Below are 20,293 nucleotides of genomic sequence, written 5' to 3' on the forward strand. Positions count from 1 at the left end.
ATTCGTCTTTACTATTTAAGTTGAAGTTTACTTTAAGCTAAATGAATAACTTTTACTCTGCCCACTTGTCCATCATCTAACATGACTTTGATACCATGTGGGTGGTTAGCTGAGTTAGTGAGTATTTTGGCTACTTCACCTTCGGTTAATTCGCCTGATCTTTGATCCTGTTTTAACACAATTGAAACTTGAGCACCTATTTTGATATTCGCTCTTTTTTGACCGTCCATTATTACTTCCTCTTTATTGGTGGCGGGTTTAATTTATAGGGATGACAATTAATATCTGTTTGCTACTAAGGCACTATTTTAGCATCTAATTGTAGTGATTTTTACAACTCTAAAATAGGCCTCTAGTTGCATGTCCTATTTATATTTGTAGCTCGCTGATTATTTATCGTGTAATTGTTCTTTCATTGCTTGGCGCATCTCTTTTTCTAGAGAAATAAACAGTTCAATATAGTTATTAACCATCCGGGTCTCTTTATTTGCCGCAATTGATGCTTTAAGTAAATTTTGATGATGCTGTAATTCTGTTTGGTGATATAGGTTTTTGGCTTTTTCAGCTTTACTCTCATCTAGGCCTAATACCTGCAGCGATGTTTTGCTCATTTCTAAAGCTGTAAAATAGGACTCAATAAAGACATGGTCTGCCCCTGCATTTTCAAGATCATAGGCGTGGCCACGGTCGTATGCACGGGCAACCATGGGTACATGTGGATGAAACTGTTTAACATGTTTGACCAATTGCAAAACGTGTTCTTTGTCATCAATGGCAATCACAAACAAGGAAGCCTCATCCAGTCCTGCGGTGTGCAACAGGGAGGTATTTGTGGCATCACCAAAATAGGCATGAATACCTACTTTTTTGACTCTTTCGATCATAGTAGTTGATTGGTCAATAACTGTGGTGTCAAAGCCATTTGCCATTAATAAACGATTGATGACTTGTCCAAAACGGCCAATGCCAGCGATGACAACTTGTCCTTTTTTATCAATCGCATCGGCTGCTCTAGTTTGTTGGCTAGTGGCATATTGTTTGGTGATCACTTTGTCATAAAAAATAAACAAAAGTGGCGTTAGAAACATCGATAGGGTGATAACAGGTGAGAGTATCGCCTCCCATTCAAGGGGTAATGCCTGACTCTGTGAAGAAAAACTTAAGACTACAAAACCAAATTCACCAGCTTGTGCCAAGCTTAAGGTGAGTAACCAGCCATCGGATTTTTTAATCTTGAAAATGACAGCTAAAGTTAATAACACCCCTGCTTTTATGGCTATCACAGCCAAGGTTAAACTGCTTATTAATCCAAAGTTGTCAGACACCACTGAAAAACTAATACCTGCCCCCACGGTAATAAAAAACAAACCGAGCAATAAGCCTTTAAAAGGTTGAATGTTACTTTCTAACTCATGTCTAAATTCACTATTGGCTAATACCACCCCAGCTAAAAAGGCTCCTAAGGCGGGAGAAAGACCAACTAAACTCATCAAGGCGGCAATGGAAATAATCAGTAACAATGCTGTGGCTGTGTATATTTCTCTTAATCCAGTGTTTGCGACCCAAGTAAATAACGGTTTAGAAATATAATGCCCTACCACTATGATTAAAGTAATTGCGCAGACTATCGCACCTGCGTATTGCCAGCCTGATAGATGTTCTACTAAGGATAAATTAGCATGCTCAGAGGTTAAAGTTGCAGCTTCAGGGATACCAAAATAAAGGGGAATAGCCAATAAAGGAATGGCCGCTAACATAGGAATAACTGCGATATCTTGTGATAATAAAATGGAAAACGCCGCTTGACCGCCATCTGTTTTATTAAGTGATTTTTCTGCAAAACTTTGCATCACAATCGCGGTAGAAGAAAGGGAAAATATCAGTCCCACCACTAATGAAGGTTGCCATGGAAAGTTTAACGCCATACCCAGTAGGGTGATGATTAAGGTGGTTAAACTAATTTGTAAGCCGCCTAAACCAATCAACCGACCTTTCATATTCCACAAGGCTTTAGGCGAGAGTTCTAGGCCTACAACAAATAACATCATCACCACGCCAAATTCAGCAAAATGTTGAATTGTGCTGGTTTCGTCGCCGACTAAGCCTGTAACGGGGCCAATAATTAGGCCCGCAATGAGATAACCTAAAACCGAACCTAAACCTAATCGTTTGGCTAATGGCACACAAATTACTGCTGCGAAGAGGTAAATAGCTGCTTGGATAAAATAAATCGTCATGTGTTTGAACTCTAAAGCATTGTCGAAAGCTTGTTTAATCGGTAGATTGGAGCCATTGATATAACATACTCAAAATTAATTAACCTGAACTTGGGATAATGAGTGTCGTTTCAAATTGAATTGTTACAAACAATTAAAAATATGCCCCCAGTTATATTTGGGTTAAGGTTTAATCGATGACGATATTTTTCGTGTATAGCAAGGCGGTTTTTCGTACGTAATAGCGGGCTATTACTAGAAAATCCAACGCAGCTAGACGCAAAAAGAGCGTTATCGAGAGGCTCGACTTATTCCGAGCTCAGGTTATTTAAAGAGATTACCATGGCAAATTCAATAAAACTAACAACAGGCAGTTCTTTCCCCTCTATCGAAGCAACACTTGCTGAAGGCTCTAGGGTGAATTTAAGTAAAGCTCACAGTGGCGCCGATTGGCAAATGTTAGTGGTATACAGAGGTAAACATTGCCCTTTATGTATACGATACTTAAATATTTTAGAAGAACATCAAGCTGCGTTAAAAGAGATAGGTGTTAGTGTCACTGCTGTGTCGGCTGATTCAAAAGCACAACTAGCAGAAAGTATGGAAAAATTAAATATTAGTTACCCTATTGCTTATGGTTTAAATGAACAACAAATGAAACAATTAGGGCTGTATATCTCTGCCCCTCGTTCAGCCCAAGAAACCGATCATAACTTTTCAGAGCCAGGCTTATTTGTGATTAACGATGAAGGCACATTACAAGCCATAGATATCTCGAACGCCCCTTTATTACGTCCTGAGTTGAGTGTAGTCGTAAGGGGGTTAACCTTTGTACGTAATCAAGATGATTATCCTATACGTGGCACGGTTGCATATTAATAAGATTGTGGATTAACAAAAGTTGCAATAAATATTGCTAGTCCGGCACCTTGTTTTTTCTATTTATCGGTATGTTTTTTAAGTGATTCATCAAGTGCTTTTTTTTGCGTTGCTTGTTCTCTTTTACATCTGTTTTTTTCATATTCATATGGGTGATTACAATTTTTGTCAGCGCCAGAGAGTATCAAGGTTTGTTCTCTTTCCTTGCATTCAAGATATTGATTAGGTTCAATATTTATACATAAGGATTCCTTTTTCGCGACATTAGGGTCGCCATAATCTTCAGAGCTATAAGTACTACAGCCATGTAGTATAATAAACATGACTGCTGTGAATATTATTTTTAGTTTCACATACATATACCAACCCTTTTTGTACTTATAACGAGTTAATAAATTAACTCGTTGAAATTTTTTAATCAAGAAACGAACGGTATCTGAGTTCAGATCTAGATTCAATCTATTTACTAGCAGCTATTTACTGGTTTTAAACTGTTTTATGCCGCTAGGTCTGCGCTACTCTAGTTAAATCTGCGCTATTCTAGTTAAAGCTATTCTAGTTAAAATAGTGCAGCCTAGTATTCAGTTTTATTCTTAAACTCACACAAGTCTTCAATAATATAACTTCCATAGTCTGGTTTACGGACGATGCAGGTGCCTCTTCCATGCAAAATAAGTCAGTTGTGTACGTCGACTTTAAATTCAGCTGGTACGACTTTAAGTTGCTTTTTTCACACTCAATTACATTTTACCGAGAGCGAATTAAGTGCAATTATAGATTCTGTCTATCTGTAAAAAAGTTCTAATTGTGGTATCAATTTAGTTTTCTATCTTAACAAGACAGGATAGTAACAATATGTTTTTACTATAAAATTACATCAGGTGTTTAACTCTACATAGTACAAAACGACAAAGTGTACTGTGTCCTCATATTGCTCGTGCTATTTAGCCTATAGTTTCCTATTAATGTTTTTTAATAAATATTTGTGATTTTTTCTGAATTGTTGCGAATAACTAGATAACAAGATTAGTCAGTATTAATACGGGGTGAGAATGTCTATATTTAGCATGGGTTTTAGAGCAGGGTTGAGAGTAAATGAACACAAGGAATAAGGCCTTTTTTGCTCAGTTAATGGAGCAACATAAGGGTATTGTTTATAAGATTGTTAATTCGTATTGTCAAAATCAAGATGATCGACAAGACCTTGCCCAAGAAATTTTAACCACCATGTGGCTGGTTTTCGATAAATATGATAATGCCTATAAATTTTCTACATGGATGTACCGCATCGCGCTAAATGTGGCGATTTCTTATTACCGTAAAGACAGTAAACGACAAGATAAAGCCAATGCAAATGAAGGATATATGGTGCACATTCCTGACTTATCCCAAGAAGGCGAGCGCAGTGAAGAGGTCAGGCAATTATATGATTTTATTGCACAACTCGATAAGTTAAATAAAGCAATTATGCTGCTCTACCTAGAAAGTGAATCATACGACAGCATAGCCAGTAGCTTAGGGTTGAGTAAAACCAATGTGGCCACGCGAATTGGCCGAATTAAAGAAGCATTAAAAAATCAATTTGAAACACAGGAGTCTTAATATGAATTTAGATAACTTTAAAAACACTTGGCAGCAGCAAAACACTGACACCGCAGCCGCTATTACCATCAACCAAACTATCTTGGCTGACATCAAAGTAAATAAACAAATGAAAGAACTGACTAATATGAAATGGGCTCGCATTATTGAGAGCGCAGCTTTTTTCTACATTATTGTTTTATTGGGGCAGTATATTGCTAAAGATTTTAGTCTGTCAGCATCAACCATATCTGCATTTATCCTAACTATTTTTGCCATTGTTGGGCTGGCTGGAAATATTGGTCAAATCGTACTTATTTCAAAAATTGATTATGCAAAGCCAGTTAGCCAATTGCAGAAAGATATCTACAGTGTTTGCGCACATAAATTGCAATTAACTAAGTTATTGCTGATGTCAGTTCCTTTTTATATGGCTTATGTTTTTATAGGTTTTGATTTACTGCTGGGGATTGATTTGTTTCAACACCTAGAGCTTCATATGATTTGGTTTTATTCCCTATCATCAATATTACTGTTAGTGGTGACCACTTTAGTGTTAACTAAAATACATTACCAAAATATCGCGGTTGCTTGGGTTAAGCGCACCATTCAATTTATTGTTGGTGAGCGGTTAGTAAATATGGCCCAATTTATTAATAGTCTAGAATCCAGTGATAGTTAAGGATTATTCTGTTTTATCTTTAAACTCACACAAGTCTTCAATAATGCACGATCCGCAGCGTGGCTTGCGGGCTACGCAAGTATAACGGCCATGTAGGATTAGCCAGTGGTGTACGTCTACTTTAAATTCTGCTGGTACTACTTTTAACAGTTTTTGTTCAACCTCGATTACATTTTTACCCGGAGCGAATTTGGTACGATTGGAGACTCTGTCTATGTGGGTGTCTACCGCTATGGTAGGCCAGCCAAAGGCTGTGTTGAGCACTACGTTGGCGGTTTTACGACCCACTCCGGGCAGGGCTTCCAGCGCCGCTCTGTTTTCTGGTACTTCACCATTATGCAAGTCCAGCAACATTTGGCAGGTTTTTAGGGTGTTGACAGCTTTAGTATTAAATAGGCCGATAGTTTTGATGTAAGACTTTAAACCATCTAATCCTAAATCCAGTATGGCTTGTGGAGTGTTGGCGACGGGATAAAGCTTATCTGTGGCCTTATTGACGCTTACATCAGTGGCCTGTGCTGATAAGAGCACAGCTATTAATAACTCAAATGGCGAACTAAAGTTGAGCTCTGTAGTGGGGTGGGGATTGTTATCTCGTAAGCGAGTTAATATTTCTAAACGTTTAGTTTTATTCATTTGGCTTTTTATTTGTTATTGATTTCACACTCTAAAAAATCTCGTATATCGCAATTTAATTTTCTGTTGTTACTCGCGCTCTTTGCACTACCTTTTGCTCTTTTTTCGCCGCAAATATATTTTCCATGTGTGCATCGAGAATATTTTTCAGAGCGATAATCAGGCCCATAAAAATAAAGGCACCTGGCGGTAAAATGGCTAATAAAAATGGGCTGTCGGTTTCAAATACTGTGATTCTTAATACCAGAGCCCAATCACCTAATAATAGGTTAGCGCCATTAAACAAGGTGCCGTTACCTAATAATTCTCGAATAGTTCCCAGTAACACTAATACTAAGGTAAATCCAAGTCCCATCATCAAACCATCAAAGGCAGAATGCCCAACAGCATGTTTAGAAGCATAAGCTTCGGCTCGGCCAATTATGGCGCAGTTGGTGACTATTAATGGGATAAAAATACCCAAGGCTTGATAAAGTTTAAAGGTATAGGCATTCATTAAAAGTTGAATAATAGTGACAAATGCCGCAATGATCATCACAAAAATAGGAATGCGAATTTCGTTGGGGATCAAATTGCGTATTAAAGACACAGTGGCGTTCGAGCCAATTAAAACTAAGGTGGTGGCTATGCCTAACCCCAGGCCATTAGTTAGTGTTTGAGTGACTGCTAGTAGTGGGCACAAGCCCAATAATTGGATTAAAGCTGGGTTATTTTTCCATAACCCTTGCCAAGTTAATTCTTTGAACTCACTCATTCACGTTTCTCGTCTCTCATTTTTTGTTTATTTTGAGCCTGAAGCACTTAGTTGGCAGGCGTTGTCTGCAGAAAAAATACTGTCTTGATTGGCTAAATAATATTCTATGCTTTTACGCACAGCTTTCGCTACGGCTCTAGGTGTGATGGTGGCGCCGGTGAATTGATCAAATTGGCCGCCGTCTTTTTTTACTGTCCACATATAGCTAGTATCAGCAGTGTATTTTTGTTGGTTAAAGTCTAATACCCAATTACTTATTCTAAGTTCAATCTTATCGCCCAAACCAGGCGTTTCTTTGTGTTTAAGTACTCGCACTCCAGATACCACTGCAGTTTCTGGGGCAGGGGAGTACATGCCAACAACCAGTTGTATTTTTCCGCTATAGCCATCAGGTGCAGTGGTTTCAATGGCCACAGCTATAGCTTTACCTTGTTTTGTTGCTCGGTATACTTTTTGTGGGGCTTTATTACCTAATAATGAATCGTCGGTAACAAGAGCACAATCAAATTGTACTTGGTTATCGTAACTCTGTTCATCGATAACTTCATGTAATATAGAAAGCAGCTTTTGTTGCTGCTGTATGGCTATTTGGTCTTTGGTACCAAAATAAGTAAGTGCAATAAGGCCTGTAGTCACTAGGGCAAATATAGCCAAAATAAGGCCATTTCTGAGCATGTTATTTTGGATCGTTTGGCTCATTATTTAGCGCCCTTTTTGGTTTGAGCTGCGGAGTGACCATACGTGCGAGGGCGGGTGTAATAATCAATAAGTGGCACTGCCATATTCATGATCACCACTGCAAAGGCTATTGCATCTGGGTATCCGCCCCAAGTACGTATAACATAAACCCAGAAACCTATGGCTGCACCATAAATTAATCGGCCTTTGTTGGTAGTCGAAGCCGATACTGGATCGGTGGCGATAAAAAAGGCGCCGATAATAATACTACCGTTTAAAAGATGAAATGTAGCCGTCGGGTAAAGGTCGCTATCCACCAGAGACATAAACAAAGCACAAAAAAACAGTCCGGCAATCATGCTAATGGGAATGTGCCAATTAATCACTTTTTGTTTTAACAAAAATAAGCCGCCGGCTAAATAACTTAAGCTGATCCAACTTGACGCCACTCCTACATCATTGATCACACTATTAAATATTGTGTGGTCTAAGCCTTCAGAATAAGTATAACCTTGAATTAATCCCGTTTTTACCGTATCTAGTGGGGTGGCCATAGTGACACCATCAATATCAGTTCGTAACTGAGCTAGACTAAATCCATCCACACTAAAAGTAGTGAAAATAGCATAAACCGCATCTAAAAAATTGTGGGAATATTGGGCTAAGTTCATTGGCGGTAGCCATTGCGTCATATGTACGGGGAAAGATACCAGTAACATTACATAAGCTGCCATAGCAGGATTAAACACGTTAAAACCTAAACCGCCATATAGTTGTTTTACTATACCTATTGCAAAAACAGTCCCTATTACAATGATCCACCAAGGGGCGAATGGCGGGATACTAATGGCTAATAATATGGCTGTGACGGTGGCGCTATAGTCTTTTAATGCCAACTCAAAATCACGTTTTCTCATTTCGAGAATCGCAGCTTCGGTAACGGTTGCAGTGAGGATAGCAATTATTACTTGAATAAGTGTGCCCCATCCAAAGAACCAAGTTTGCATTAAAACACCGGGTACTAGCCCTAAAATGACCAGCTTCATCACATCGCCGGTATTTCGACGTACATGCTGGTGGGGAGAGCTGGTTAGCTTAAAATTCATGATTAGTTATCGCCTTTATTAACGCTTTTGTTTTTGAGGGCTTGTTCGGCCAGTTTTTTGGCCTTTGCTTTTGCTACTGCCGCGGCTATTCTGCGTTTTTTATTTTCAATTTGTTCATTTGCACTCAATGGCGTTGTCTTTTGTTCTGCGTCCTGTGGTTGCGGCTCTTGGTTTTTGTTCTTGGCAGCCCGCTTTGCTTTAGCCACAGCTGAAGCAATTCTGGCTTGTTTTTGTTGCTCTTTGCTGGTTTGTGAAGCTGTATCTGCTTGTTCGCTCGATACTTGCTGGGTTAATCCTTGTTTTGTCACTACTTGTTCTTGTGGCGCTGGTTCGATAGAGACTACTTGCTGATTCAACTCTGTTGTCTTTGTTTGTTCAACAATTTCTGCTGCTTGAATTTCAAGGCTATCAGCAGTTGATTGGCTAACTACTGCAGATTTTTTTACTTCAGGTTCGACGATTTCTTTAGCTTGGTTTGCTTCACTTTGTTGTTTAGCTGCTTGAGCCGCTGCCTTTTTAGCTTTTGCTCTAGAAATTGCCGCTTGCACTCTTTGGTTAGAACTCGCTGACTTTTGTTCTGCTGGGGCTTCAGCGATTTCTGAGTTTTGTTCTGTATTGGCAGTTGTTCCAGAGGTCTCAGTGTTGCCTGTTTCTGAGTCTGCGTTAGGTGCATTTACTGTGTCGGCTAATGCTTGTTTTTTAGCTTTTGCTCTAGCTAATGCTGCGGCAATTTTGTCTTTTGCATCATTACCTTTAGATGCCATAGCTTGTTTACGTGCTTCGGCGGCTAAACGATGTTTTTCGTCTCGTGCTTTTTGATCGGCCTCAAGTCTAGCTGCTCGTTTTTCAAAACGCTCCCTAGCTTTATCGGCCAGCTCTTTTTCTTGTTTTTCGGCGCGAATTTCTGATTTTGCTACCCGATAGTAATGCACCAAAGGAATTTCACTAGGGCAAACATAAGCACAAGCACCACATTCAATACAGTCAAATAAATTGTATTCTTGTACTTTATCCAACTCCTTGGCTTTTGCATGCCAGAACATTTGTTGTGGTAATAAACTTGCTGGACAAGCGTCAGCACAAGCTCCACATCTAATACAAGCTTGTTCGTGTAGTGTGGCTATCTCTTTGTCTGCGGGTACCAAAATACAATTGGTGATTTTGACTACAGGAACAGATTCATTGGCGACGGCGAAGCCCATCATAGGACCACCCATGATCACCTTAGTTTCTGTTTGTTTCTCTGCTTGGTACTGACATTCGTCTAATATATGTGAGATTGGCGTACCGATTAATGCCCAATAATTAGCGGGGCGAGCCATGGCTTCACCGGTTACCGTGACCACTCTTTGAATCAATGGTTTACCAGAAAATATGGCATCAGCTATGGCGAAACAGGTTCCAACATTTTGACTAATCACCCCTACATCAATAGGTAAACCTTTGGCCGGTACTTCTCTGTTGGTTACAATCTGAATTAACTGCTTTTCGCCACCTGAAGGATATTTTGTCGGAATTTCACATACTTTGTATAGTGGGTTTTCACGACAGGCAAGTTGCATTGCCTCAATTGCTTCAGGTTTGTTGTGCTCTATGGCAATGATGACTTGTTTTGGTGAAAGTAAATGAGTAAGTACATCAATGCCTTGACGAATTTGCCAAGCGTGTTCCCGCATCAATCTATCATCTGAGGTAATGTAAGGTTCGCATTCCACACCATTGATAATTAAAAACTCTACTTCTTTGTGAGTAGATAGTTTTATGTGGACAGGAAAACCAGCACCACCCATACCACTGATCCCTGCATCACAAATTTTACCTAACACATCCATTTTAGGATGGCTTTGGTAATCAATAAAAGGGGTGAGTTCAGCCCAAGCATCTTGTTGATCACTGTCTATTATGATTGTAAGTTCAGGTAAACCGGAAGGGTGGGGAGAGACATGTGGTTGTATGGCACTGACAACTCCTGAAGTGGGGGCATGTACAGGTACTGCATATGGATTCGTGCTTTTGGTTAATGCTTGTCCTTTTAAAACATGTTGACCGACTTCAACGATAATATGTCCTTCGATGCCTGTATGTTGTTTTACCGGAATAAATAACTGTTTAGCTATGGGTAATTGTGCAATAGGTTGCTGATTTGATAACTCTTTACGCTCAGCAGGGTAGATGCCGCCAGGGAAGTCCCATAGTTCATTGCTATCTAATTTATTTATTATGTCATCGAAGTGAGTTTGCATGGCTTCTATTAATTTATTTGTTTAATGGCTATGGGATCTAACTTCCACTGCCAAGATGCTGTGTTAGTGGCTACTGGTATCATATCAATACAATCAACAGGGCAGGGCTCGACACATAAGTCACAGCCAGTGCATTCGTCAGTGATTATGGTATGCATCTGTTTAGCCGCACCTAAAATAGCATCAACAGGACAAGCCTGAATACACTTGGTGCAGCCAATACATTCATCTTCGCGGATGTAAGCCACTTTTTTTACATCTTCTTGACCATGGGCTGAATCTAATGCGGTGGCCTCTACACCCATTAAATCTGCTAGTTTTTTGATGGTGGCTTCGCCGCCTGGAGGACATTTATTAATGTCATCACCATTGGCTATGGCTTCTGCATAAGGTCTGCAGCCTGGATAACCGCATTGGCCGCATTGTGTTTGTGGTAAAATGGCATCAATTTGTTCAACTAAAGGATCGCCTTCTACTTTAAATTTTACCGCAGCAAAACCTAAGATTGAGCCAAATATCAGGGCCATAATACCAATGGTGATTAATGCAGTGAGGATCATGAAAGTTAATGACATTAGAACTTCACCAAACCAGTAAAGCCCATAAAGGCCAAAGACATTAACCCTGCAGTGATCATGCCTATAGAAGCTCCTTTGAAGGGTTTAGGCACATCTGCCACAGCTAAACGCTCACGCATAGCAGCAAACAATATTAATACTAAAGAAAAGCCCGCAGCTGCACCAAAGCCATAAATGATTGACTCAACAAAGTTATGATCTTTGTTAATATTTAATAGGGCAACCCCTAATACTGCACAGTTGGTAGTAATAAGCGGTAAAAATATGCCTAATAAACGATATAAAGTCGGACTAGTTTTATGTACCACCATTTCAGTGAACTGGACCACGACAGCTATCACTAAAATAAAACTTAGGGTGCGTAAATAGCCTATATCTAGAGGCAACAAAATATAGTGTTCAACTAAGTAACTTGAAAGAGAGGCTAGTGTTAAAACAAATGTTGTGGCCATTGACATGCCGATGGCAGTTTCGAGTTTGCCTGACACGCCCATAAAAGGACATAAGCCTAGAAACTGGGCTAAAACAAAATTGTTTACCAGCACTGTGCCAATTAAAAGTAATAAAAAGTCGGTCATCTTAAGTGGGTATCTGCCAAAGGTAGAGAAATCCTGGCCATTATCTTAGTTTCAGCCGTCATTAACAACTTGATATTAAAAAGTTTATTGTAATAAGAGAGATTAATTATGAAAAACATAATGAAAGATGGAATTTGGGATAACATTTAGAAGATATGAGCCAAAATTTGGCTCCCCCTCCCCGACTCGAACGGGGGACCTGCGGATTAACAGTCCGTCGCTCTAACCAGCTGAGCTAAGGGGGAATTCAAATTTTCGTTTAAATAATTAATGCTAATTATTTAAATCAACTATAGTTGGCTCCCCCTCCCCGACTCGAACGGGGGACCTGCGGATTAACAGTCCGTCGCTCTAACCAGCTGAGCTAAGGGGGAACTATAGTTTCGTTAATAAACAAACTTGATTTGGTAAATCAAGCTGCTTTTCAACGGTGCGGAATATTAATGAGCAAGGTGCCTGCTGTCAACACTCAAAGTAAGTATTTTTTAATATTTTTTAATAATTGTATTTAAACTAAACAAAAGTACTAGTTCCTAAAATAAACAAGCTTTTTTTTCATGTTTTTAGAAAATAAATTGGCTGTTTTTGATTAAAAATCTTTAGTTTATTTTAAAGATTCTTTTTTACGGCTCTTATAGTTAATAGTTATTAATAAATGATTGAATACTGGGTATAAAAACAGTGTTTAATAAAAGTGTAACCTTAATAGGCCATACTGAAGGTTAGTGGTCACTAATGTCTACTATCGACCTTTAGTTGTTAAAACAGCGCCAATTATAGTGCTAACTCAGTTATCCACTAAACCTGTGGATAAGGTTGTGTATTAAATTTATAACTTGTTGCTATAGATTTATCTATTAATGTCAATAGCTGTAGTATGAAATAACTATTTTATAGTTAAAGGCTATTTAAAACAATAGGTTATGGTTTTTATTGAAATTTATTACGTTATTAGGGTTTAGAAGTAAATAACTATAATTTTAGTTGTGTGTTGTTTTTTAAGAGAAAATTTATTTTTTTAAAAGATCAATAGTTTTTATTAAAAATATTAGCTGACTTTTTTCTGTAACAGAGTTGACAAAATATGAATTATTAAGATCTAGTGGATAAAAACGTCAATAAATAGACACTCAAGTGTCTCTAAAAAAAGACTGGTTAAAATACATACTTATTTTACATTTATGTAACATTTGAATTGTCAAATATTGCTAAAGCTGTAATAAAATTCGCGTATCATGTCTTTTATAAAGATTATTAATTTAAGATGAAATTTTCTGTTGGTTAATTCATCTATTTAGCTAACCAAAGTGGAATAAATATTGAGTTCTCAAGCTAGTCAAACAAGAGCCCCTGATTTACTGAATAATGATATTGGTAAAACATTATACAAAATGACTATGCCTATGATAGTTGGCATGATCATGTTGATGACATTTGGTTTGGTAGATACCTTTTTTATTGGCATGATAGGGACTCAAGAATTAGCTGCTATTAGTTTTACCTTCCCAGTTACTTTTACTGTTATTAGTTTGAATATTGGCTTAGGCATAGGTACATCTGCTGTTATTGGTAAATTTATGGGCTCAGGTGCTCATGATAAAGCCAAAGAAACGGCAACTGGTGCGCTTATGTTAACTTTTGTCTTAGCTATTTCCCTGGCTATTGTGGGTGTGTTGAGTATAGAAAGTATTTTTACCTTATTAGGTGCCGACCAGAGTTTATTGCCGCTTATTAAAGATTATATGGTGGTTTGGTATGCGGCAGGTCTTTTTTTAGCCATGCCTATGGTGGGAAATAGTGTGCTAAGGGCTTCGGGAGACACTAAAACGCCAAGTTATGTGATGGCAGTTGGTGGTTTTGTAAATGTGTTACTTGATCCATTATTAATTTTTGGTTGGGGCCCCATTCCAGCCTTAGGAATTCAAGGTGCAGCCATTGCCACACTTATCGCATGGGCTGTCGGACTGTTTTATATTCTATATTTGTTGGCTATCAAACGAAAATTGATCGAACCAAGATTACTCAACTGGCAACAACTGAAGCGTAGCACTGGTGGCATTTTAAGAATTGGTATACCCGCAGCTGGAGCTAATATGCTTACACCTGTGGCTACAGGAGTAGTGACTGCCTTAGTTGCTGGATATGGCAATACAGCTGTCGCTGCATGGGGGGTTGGCGGTAGGTTAGAATCAATAGCATTAATAGTGGTGTTGTCTTTGTCTATGTCATTGCCACCTTTTATTAGCCAGAATTTTGGTGCCAATAACCTAGAACGTGTCAATCAAGCTTATTCATTATGCTTAAAGTTTATTTTAGCTTGGCAGTTAATCATTTTTGCTATTATTGCTTTCATAGCGCCGTTTTTAGCGGACATATTTACAGATGACCCTGTGGTCGCTGAGACTATTGTTATATTTTTGAGCATAGTGCCTTTAGGTTACGGTTTACAAGGGGTTATTATCTTAACTAACTCGTCATTTAATGCGGTGCATCTGCCTATGTCGGCACTTGGCTTAAGTATTATGCGATTATTTATATTTGTAGTACCAATTTCTTATTTTGGAGGTCTATTGTTTGATTTAAAAGGTATATTTGCCGCTGCAGTTGTAGCAAATTTATCGGTCGCTCTTATTGCTTTCTTGTGGTTTAAACATATTTTAAAAAACAAAATTAAATTAACAGCTAAGGAAGCCTAATATCATGAATAGACCCTTTGAATTATCTTCCTCTTATTCTCCTGCAGGTGACCAGCCTAAAGCTATTGAAGCCTTAGTCGAAGGTCTAGAAGATGGCTTGGCGCGGCAGATCTTATTAGGTGTTACAGGCTCTGGTAAAACATTTACTATGGCTAATGTTATCCAGCAGGTGCAAAGGCCTACTCTGATATTGGCTCATAACAAAACATTAGCAGCCCAGTTGTATGGTGAGATGAAAGAGTTCTTTCCTAATAATGCGGTAGAGTATTTTGTGTCTTATTATGATTATTATCAGCCCGAAGCCTATGTGCCTTCGAGTGATACTTTTATCGAAAAAGATGCATCGATAAACGAACATATAGAACAAATGCGTTTATCTGCGACTAAATCTTTAATGGAACGTCGTGACGTTATTATTGTGTCTAGTGTCTCTGCTATCTATGGTTTAGGTGATCCCGAGTCATATATGAAAATGTTGGTACATTTTCGTCAAGGCGACATTATGAATCAGCGCGACATCTTACGTCGTTTGGCCGAAATTCAATATACTCGAAATGATGTGGCCTTTGAACGGGGTACATTTAGGGTGAGGGGCGACGTGATTGATGTATTCCCTGCCGATTCAGAACGTGAAGGTATTCGTGTTGAGTTATTTGATGAAGAAATTGAACGTATTAGTATTTTTGATCCACTCACTGGTGCCATAGAAAAAACAGTGACCCGAGCCACTGTTTTCCCGAAAACTCACTATGTCACACCCAGAGAAAAAATTCTTGATGCTATTGAACATATTAAAGTTGAATTAAAAGAAAGACGTGAACAACTTAAATCTGTGAATAAATTAGTAGAAGAACAGCGTGTATCACAACGCTGCCAATTTGATATCGAAATGATGCAAGAGTTAGGGTATTGCTCTGGGATCGAAAACTATTCGCGCTATTTGTCTGGTCGACCACCTGGCGATCCACCACCTACCTTGATTGATTATTTTCCTGCCGATGGCTTATTGTTTATCGACGAATCACATGTAACCGTTTCTCAAATAGGCGCTATGTATAAAGGTGATAGATCCCGTAAGGAAACCTTAGTGGAATATGGTTTCAGATTACCTTCGGCCCTAGATAATAGGCCGCTCAAGTTTGAAGAATTTGAGCGCATTAGCCCACAAACTATTTATGTGTCGGCTACGCCCGGAAAATTTGAGTTAGCCACCGTGCCTGAAGAAGATATTGTAGAGCAGGTTGTAAGACCAACTGGATTAATTGATCCTGAAATTGAAGTACGTCCGGTAGGTACTCAAGTAGATGATTTATTGTCTGAGATACATAAATGTGTGGCTAAAAATGAAAGGGTATTAGTCACCACATTGACCAAACGTATGTCTGAAGACTTAAGTGATTATTTGGATGAACATGGAGTCAAAGTTCGTTATTTACACTCGGATATAGATACAGTTGAACGGATAGAAATTATACGTGATCTGAGAATCGGCAAGTTTGATGTATTGGTCGGAATTAACCTACTTCGAGAAGGTTTAGACATGCCAGAGGTATCACTAGTAGCGATACTGGATGCAGATAAAGAAGGTTTTTTACGTTCAGACAGATCACTGATTCAAACCATGGGACGGGCTGCACGACATTTGAATGGTCGAGCTATTTTGTATGGAGACAGAATTACTGGATCTATGCAAAGAGCGATGGAAGAAACAGATCGCAGGCGAGAAAAACAAAAAGCGCACAACCTGAAACACGGTATTACCCCTATGCAGTTGAATAAACCTATTACCGATATTATGGATGTAGGAGATGGCAAGTCAGACCAAGGAAATAAAGTTAAACTCAGGTTAGTGGCTGAAAAAGGTAAGAAATATCAAACTCTCAGTACTCCACAGTTATTGCAAAAAATTACTGAGCTAGAAAAAGTGATGTTTAAAGCAGCCAAAGACTTAGACTTTGAAAAAGCCGCAGGCTTGCGAGACGAAATAGAAGAATACAGAGCGCAGATCGTAAAAAATGCTTAACAAACAGCGGATAGTAAATAGATCGAAGTGAATAGACAAAGCTAGGAGCAAAACGCTTATTCAATTTAAGCAGACATATTCACTCGGTCTTTGATTGTAAAAAGTGGCGATGCTCATCGTACTTTTTTAAATATAATTCAAAGAGATGAAGAAGAAAGTGGTGGACGCTACTGGGCTTGAACCAGTGACCCTCGCCTTGTAAGGGCGATGCTCTCCCAACTGAGCTAAGCGTCCGAATTTATTTATACTGATTTGAACCAGTGATCCTTGCCATTCTTGTAATAAGAGCGGCGATGCTCTGTCTTTTTTCAACTGAGCTAAGCGTCCATAATTTGATCACTGGTTATGAACCAGTTTTATTATCGATTGAAAATCAATAATTAGTAATGTGGTGGACGCTACTGGGCTTGAACCAGTGACCCTCGCCTTGTAAGGGCGATGCTCTCCCAACTGAGCTAAGCGTCCGGGTTATTTATACTGGGATTAACCAGTGACCCTTGCCATTCTTGTAATAAGAGCGGCGATGCTCTGTCTTTTTTCAACTGAGCTAAGCGTCCATAATTTGATCACTGGTTATGAACCAGTTTTATTATCGATTGAAAATCAATAATTAGTAATGTGGTGGACGCTACTGGGCTTGAACCAGTGACCCTCGCCTTGTAAGGGCGATGCTCTCCCAACTGAGCTAAGCGTCCGAATTTATTTATACTGGGATTAACCAGTGACTCTTGCCATTCTTGTAATAATAGCGGCGATGCTCTGTCTTTTTCTAACTGAGCTAAGCGTCCGGGGTTATTTATACTGGGATTAACCAGTGACCCTTGCCATTCTTGTAATAAGAGCGGCGATGCTCTGTCTTTTTCTAACTGAGCTAAGCGTCCGGGGTTATTTATACTGGGATTAACCAGTGACCCTTGCCATTCCTTTAATAAGAACGGCGATGCTCTGTCTTTTTTCAACTGAGCTAAGCATCTAGATTTCATTTCACTTCAAGGCGTAGGCCTTAAGTGGAGCGCTATTATAGGTATGCTCAACAAACTGTCAACATCTAAATTAAAATTATTGTTTAACTGCATAAAAAGTATTCAAATTAGTTGTTTTATAATTGGTCATTCATTATGACTATGCATCATAATCCTTTTGGCTGTTTGATAAGCAATTAAGCTGTTTTGTGGGTTATCCCTTTATATATTTTAATCAGGATAGTGCTCTCTCTCGGAAAATGGAGATATAAATTCTTGTTATTGGCTGGTAAAATGCCGCCAATTATTTTTTAGGATAGATTTTTAATGTCAGTTGTAACACGATTTGCTCCTAGCCCCACCGGCTATTTACATGTTGGCGGTGCGCGTACCGCACTATATTCTTGGTTATATGCAAAAAGCCAAGGCGGAAAATTTGTATTACGTATTGAAGATACAGATATTGAGCGTTCTACCCAAGCTGCGATTGATGCCATTTTAGAAGGTATGCAATGGTTAGGATTGGATTGGGATGACGGGCCATATTATCAAACTAAACGTTTTGATAGATATAACCAACTTATTGATCAACTGTTATCAGAAGGTAAAGCCTATAAATGTTTTATGCCTGCTGCAGAATTAGATGCTATTCGTGAACAGCAAATGGCGAATGGTGAAAAACCTCGTTATCCTGGTACATGGCGTGATCGTACCGATTATCCTGAAGGACAACCTTTCGCTATTCGCTTTAAAACCCCTCTTGAAGGTAGTGTGACAATTAAAGATCACATTCGTGGTGAAATTGTTATCGCTAATCAAGAATTAGATGATTTAATTATTCGTCGTACCGACGGTGCCCCGACTTATAACTTTTGTGTGGTAGTTGATGATTGGGATATGGGAATTAGCCATGTGGTGAGAGGCGAAGACCATATTAATAATACGCCTAGGCAAATTAATATATTACAGGCTTTAGGTGCGCCTATCCCTGAATATGCCCATGTTTCTATGATTTTGGGTGACGATGGTAAAAAGTTATCTAAACGAACTAATGCGGTCGGCGTAATGGAGTTTCGTGATGATGGATATCTACCTCAAGCTTTATTGAATTATTTAGTACGTTTGGGTTGGTCTCACGGCGATCAAGAAATATTTTCTGTGGATGAAATGATTGAGTTGTTTAGTTTAGATGCAATCGGCCAGTCAGCTTCGGCATTTAACACAGATAAGTTAATTTGGTTAAATCAACATTATATTAAAACGTTACCTGCTAGCGAAGTGGCTGAGCATGCTAAATGGCACTTTGCACAGCAAGGTATTGATATATCTAATGGGCCAGCATTGGAAGACGTGATTACTGCACAGGCTGATAGAGTGAAAACTTTAAAAGAATTAGCCTCCATCAGTGCATATTTTTATCAAGATTATGAGAACTTTGATGAAAAAGCGGCAAAAAAACATTTACGACCCGTGGCAAAAGAAGCTTTATTGCTAGTGCAAACTAAATTATCTGCACTTTCTGAGTGGAATCCAGAAACAATTCATCAGGCTATTGATCAAACTGCTGAAGAATTAGGCGTAGGTATGGGAAAAGTGGGTATGCCTTTAAGAGTTGCGGTGACAGGATCAGGTAATTCACCTTCTTTAGATGTGACCTTAAATCTGCTAAATCAGGCTGAAATTGAACAACGTATAACCAAAGCGCTCAAATATATAGCAAACAGATAAAATTTTTAAAAAAATCGTTGACATGAAAAGGGGAGGTGCCTAGAATGCGCCCCGCTGTCACGGAATGACACCCAGTTATTCAAATAAGGCTTTAGCTTTAATTGATTAGGGGCCATAGCTCAGCTGGGAGAGCGCTTGCATGGCATGCAAGAGGTCGGCGGTTCGATCCCGCCTGGCTCCACCAATATCAAGGATTATTTACTACCACCTAGGCCAGTAAATAAAATGATAAGACAGATAAATGAATGCCTTAAGTGTTTTATTTATCGTAGACAATATTTTTAGTTGTTCGGAAAAGATAATGCCGCTTAGTTCGCAGGCTCACTTCTCCTAACAACAATTTATCAAAGCAGAGCTTTGATAAGAAAATTGTTGTCCCCATCGTCTAGAGGCCTAGGACACCGCCCTTTCACGGCGGTAACAGGGGTTCGAATCCCCTTGGGGACGCCATATTGATTAAATCACAGGATGTGATTTAAGTGTCAAAACAAGGATTATTCATTACCGCCTAGGCCAATGAGTATATAGTTTGATAAGAAGTTCTTTTTGTAGAGCATAAAAAGTTAGGTTACGCGATTCGCAGACTCATCTTTTCTTTACAAAGTTTATCGAAACTCGTTTCGATAAAAGAAGTTTTTGTCCCCATCGTCTAGAGGCCTAGGACACCGCCCTTTCACGGCGGTAACAGGGGTTCGAATCCCCTTGGGGACGCCATATAACGAAGCCGCTTAAGCAATTAAGCGGCTTTTTTATTGCCTGAAAGAAAATGATGACCCAAGGGGGTGAGAACCCCTGTCGGTTCGACAAAAATGTCTGGAACATTTTTGAACGTGCTTTAGCACGGCCGCGAAGTGGCGAGGGCATGGATAGCCCGAGTACAAATGTCTGGAACATTTTTGAACGTGCTTTAGCACGGCCGCGAAGCGGTAAAATACAAGGACGTATTTTATAAT

Annotated in this window: 16 protein-coding genes, 8 tRNA genes and 1 pseudogene; 9 read left to right on the plus strand and 16 right to left on the minus strand. The window is 39.0% G+C overall.

Annotated features, from left to right (window positions below; all coding sequences use genetic code 11):
• Positions 1–32: 32 nt before the first annotated feature.
• Both GQR87_RS05345 and GQR87_RS05350 read right to left on the minus strand, forming a co-directional pair.
• A complete protein-coding gene (locus GQR87_RS05345; RefSeq protein WP_158967275.1) occupies positions 33–230 on the minus strand; it encodes a YwbE family protein in 198 nt (65 codons plus the stop codon).
• 159 nt (positions 231–389) lie between these two features.
• Complete coding sequence (locus GQR87_RS05350; RefSeq protein ID WP_158967277.1) at positions 390–2,237, minus strand: monovalent cation:proton antiporter-2 (CPA2) family protein; 1,848 nt, start codon at positions 2,235–2,237, stop codon at positions 390–392.
• A gap of 321 nt (positions 2,238–2,558) precedes the next feature.
• Here GQR87_RS05350 and GQR87_RS05355 point away from each other — a divergent pair, with 321 nt between their 5' ends.
• Complete coding sequence (locus tag GQR87_RS05355; RefSeq protein WP_158967279.1) at positions 2,559–3,095, plus strand: redoxin domain-containing protein; 537 nt, start codon at positions 2,559–2,561, stop codon at positions 3,093–3,095.
• A gap of 59 nt (positions 3,096–3,154) precedes the next feature.
• Here the strand turns inward: GQR87_RS05355 and GQR87_RS05360 are convergent, their stop codons facing one another.
• Together GQR87_RS05360 and GQR87_RS22330 are read right to left on the minus strand one after the other, a co-directional pair.
• Positions 3,155–3,448, minus strand: coding sequence for a hypothetical protein (locus GQR87_RS05360; RefSeq protein ID WP_158967281.1), 294 nt, complete (start codon positions 3,446–3,448; stop codon positions 3,155–3,157).
• A 221-nt stretch (positions 3,449–3,669) separates the two neighbouring features.
• Positions 3,670–3,825 (minus strand): annotated as a pseudogene (locus tag GQR87_RS22330) (endonuclease III); the annotation flags it as partial.
• 365 nt (positions 3,826–4,190) lie between these two features.
• Here GQR87_RS22330 and GQR87_RS05365 point away from each other — a divergent pair.
• On the plus strand, positions 4,191–4,697 hold the full coding sequence (locus GQR87_RS05365) for an RNA polymerase sigma factor (RefSeq protein ID WP_158967283.1): 507 nt from the start codon (positions 4,191–4,193) through the stop codon (positions 4,695–4,697).
• Between the two features lies 1 nt (position 4,698).
• Positions 4,699–5,358 carry a hypothetical protein gene (locus GQR87_RS05370; protein ID WP_158967285.1) on the plus strand — a complete coding sequence of 220 codons (660 nt, stop codon included), beginning with the start codon at positions 4,699–4,701 and terminating at the stop codon, positions 5,356–5,358.
• A 3-nt stretch (positions 5,359–5,361) separates the two neighbouring features.
• On the opposite strand, the gene nth is transcribed toward GQR87_RS05370, so the two are convergent.
• The 9 genes from nth to GQR87_RS05415 form a co-directional block, all read right to left on the minus strand.
• Positions 5,362–5,994, minus strand: coding sequence for an endonuclease III (nth, locus tag GQR87_RS05375; RefSeq protein ID WP_158967287.1), 633 nt, complete (start codon positions 5,992–5,994; stop codon positions 5,362–5,364).
• Between the two features lie 55 nt (positions 5,995–6,049).
• Positions 6,050–6,748 (minus strand): electron transport complex subunit E, encoded by a 699-nt coding sequence (locus GQR87_RS05380; protein ID WP_158967289.1) that lies wholly within the window; start codon positions 6,746–6,748, stop codon positions 6,050–6,052.
• Between the two features lie 27 nt (positions 6,749–6,775).
• On the minus strand, positions 6,776–7,447 hold the full coding sequence (gene rsxG / locus GQR87_RS05385; protein ID WP_158967291.1) for an electron transport complex subunit RsxG: 672 nt from the start codon (positions 7,445–7,447) through the stop codon (positions 6,776–6,778).
• On the minus strand, positions 7,447–8,532 hold the full coding sequence (rsxD, locus tag GQR87_RS05390) for an electron transport complex subunit RsxD (protein WP_158967293.1): 1,086 nt from the start codon (positions 8,530–8,532) through the stop codon (positions 7,447–7,449). The genes rsxG and rsxD overlap by 1 nt, the downstream gene beginning before the upstream one ends.
• A gap of 2 nt (positions 8,533–8,534) precedes the next feature.
• Positions 8,535–10,775, minus strand: coding sequence for an electron transport complex subunit RsxC (rsxC, locus tag GQR87_RS05395; protein ID WP_158967295.1), 2,241 nt, complete (start codon positions 10,773–10,775; stop codon positions 8,535–8,537).
• Positions 10,776–10,783: 8 nt separating this feature from the next.
• Entirely contained in the window at positions 10,784–11,350 is a 567-nt protein-coding gene (rsxB, locus tag GQR87_RS05400) for an electron transport complex subunit RsxB (protein ID WP_158967297.1), read from the minus strand.
• On the minus strand, positions 11,350–11,931 hold the full coding sequence (rsxA, locus tag GQR87_RS05405; RefSeq protein ID WP_158967299.1) for an electron transport complex subunit RsxA: 582 nt from the start codon (positions 11,929–11,931) through the stop codon (positions 11,350–11,352). The genes rsxB and rsxA overlap by 1 nt, the downstream gene beginning before the upstream one ends.
• 168 nt (positions 11,932–12,099) lie before the next feature.
• Positions 12,100–12,176 (minus strand) — tRNA-Asn (locus GQR87_RS05410).
• 52 nt (positions 12,177–12,228) lie between these two features.
• Positions 12,229–12,305 (minus strand) — tRNA-Asn (locus GQR87_RS05415).
• 945 nt (positions 12,306–13,250) lie between these two features.
• Between GQR87_RS05415 and GQR87_RS05420 the strand changes: the two genes are divergently transcribed.
• Both GQR87_RS05420 and uvrB read left to right on the plus strand, forming a co-directional pair.
• Positions 13,251–14,627: an MATE family efflux transporter gene (locus GQR87_RS05420; protein ID WP_233267403.1), complete on the plus strand. Its 1,377-nt coding sequence runs from the start codon at positions 13,251–13,253 to the stop codon at positions 14,625–14,627.
• Between the two features lie 4 nt (positions 14,628–14,631).
• Positions 14,632–16,650 carry an excinuclease ABC subunit UvrB gene (gene uvrB, locus GQR87_RS05425; protein WP_158967301.1) on the plus strand — a complete coding sequence of 673 codons (2,019 nt, stop codon included), beginning with the start codon at positions 14,632–14,634 and terminating at the stop codon, positions 16,648–16,650.
• Between the two features lie 158 nt (positions 16,651–16,808).
• Here uvrB and GQR87_RS05430 read toward each other — a convergent pair.
• The 3 genes from GQR87_RS05430 to GQR87_RS05440 all read right to left on the minus strand — a co-directional run bounded on the left by GQR87_RS05430 (position 16,809) and on the right by GQR87_RS05440 (position 17,345).
• A tRNA-Val gene (locus GQR87_RS05430) sits at positions 16,809–16,884 on the minus strand.
• A gap of 155 nt (positions 16,885–17,039) precedes the next feature.
• A tRNA-Val gene (locus GQR87_RS05435) sits at positions 17,040–17,115 on the minus strand.
• A 154-nt stretch (positions 17,116–17,269) separates the two neighbouring features.
• Positions 17,270–17,345: transfer RNA gene (locus GQR87_RS05440), tRNA-Val, on the minus strand.
• A gap of 594 nt (positions 17,346–17,939) precedes the next feature.
• Between GQR87_RS05440 and gltX the strand changes: the two genes are divergently transcribed.
• The 4 genes from gltX (at position 17,940) to GQR87_RS05460 (ending at position 20,054) form a co-directional block, all read left to right on the plus strand.
• Positions 17,940–19,340 (plus strand): glutamate--tRNA ligase, encoded by a 1,401-nt coding sequence (gene gltX / locus GQR87_RS05445; protein ID WP_158967303.1) that lies wholly within the window; start codon positions 17,940–17,942, stop codon positions 19,338–19,340.
• Positions 19,341–19,448: 108 nt separating this feature from the next.
• Positions 19,449–19,524: transfer RNA gene (locus GQR87_RS05450), tRNA-Ala, on the plus strand.
• A gap of 190 nt (positions 19,525–19,714) precedes the next feature.
• A tRNA-Glu gene (locus tag GQR87_RS05455) sits at positions 19,715–19,790 on the plus strand.
• A gap of 188 nt (positions 19,791–19,978) precedes the next feature.
• Positions 19,979–20,054 (plus strand) — tRNA-Glu (locus GQR87_RS05460).
• Positions 20,055–20,293 lie beyond the last annotated feature (239 nt).

The organism is Paraglaciecola sp. L3A3, from assembly GCF_009796765.1.
In the GTDB taxonomy this organism is placed as follows: domain Bacteria; phylum Pseudomonadota; class Gammaproteobacteria; order Enterobacterales; family Alteromonadaceae; genus Paraglaciecola.

Excerpts from the sequence above, each read along its gene's own strand:
- GQR87_RS05345 (WP_158967275.1), bottom strand. The coding sequence starts at position 230 with ATGGACGGTCAAAAAAGAGCGAATATCAAAATAGGTGCTCAAGTTTCA.
- GQR87_RS05350 (WP_158967277.1), bottom strand. The coding sequence starts at position 2,237 with ATGACGATTTATTTTATCCAAGCAGCTATTTACCTCTTCGCAGCAGTA.
- GQR87_RS05355 (WP_158967279.1), top strand. The coding sequence starts at position 2,559 with ATGGCAAATTCAATAAAACTAACAACAGGCAGTTCTTTCCCCTCTATC.
- GQR87_RS05365 (WP_158967283.1), top strand. The coding sequence starts at position 4,191 with ATGAACACAAGGAATAAGGCCTTTTTTGCTCAGTTAATGGAGCAACAT.
- GQR87_RS05370 (WP_158967285.1), top strand. The coding sequence starts at position 4,699 with ATGAATTTAGATAACTTTAAAAACACTTGGCAGCAGCAAAACACTGAC.
- nth (WP_158967287.1), bottom strand. The coding sequence starts at position 5,994 with ATGAATAAAACTAAACGTTTAGAAATATTAACTCGCTTACGAGATAAC.
- GQR87_RS05380 (WP_158967289.1), bottom strand. The coding sequence starts at position 6,748 with ATGAGTGAGTTCAAAGAATTAACTTGGCAAGGGTTATGGAAAAATAAC.
- rsxG (WP_158967291.1), bottom strand. The coding sequence starts at position 7,447 with ATGAGCCAAACGATCCAAAATAACATGCTCAGAAATGGCCTTATTTTG.
- rsxD (WP_158967293.1), bottom strand. The coding sequence starts at position 8,532 with ATGAATTTTAAGCTAACCAGCTCTCCCCACCAGCATGTACGTCGAAAT.
- rsxC (WP_158967295.1), bottom strand. The coding sequence starts at position 10,775 with ATGCAAACTCACTTCGATGACATAATAAATAAATTAGATAGCAATGAA.
- rsxB (WP_158967297.1), bottom strand. The coding sequence starts at position 11,350 with ATGTCATTAACTTTCATGATCCTCACTGCATTAATCACCATTGGTATT.
- rsxA (WP_158967299.1), bottom strand. The coding sequence starts at position 11,931 with ATGACCGACTTTTTATTACTTTTAATTGGCACAGTGCTGGTAAACAAT.
- uvrB (WP_158967301.1), top strand. The coding sequence starts at position 14,632 with ATGAATAGACCCTTTGAATTATCTTCCTCTTATTCTCCTGCAGGTGAC.
- gltX (WP_158967303.1), top strand. The coding sequence starts at position 17,940 with ATGTCAGTTGTAACACGATTTGCTCCTAGCCCCACCGGCTATTTACAT.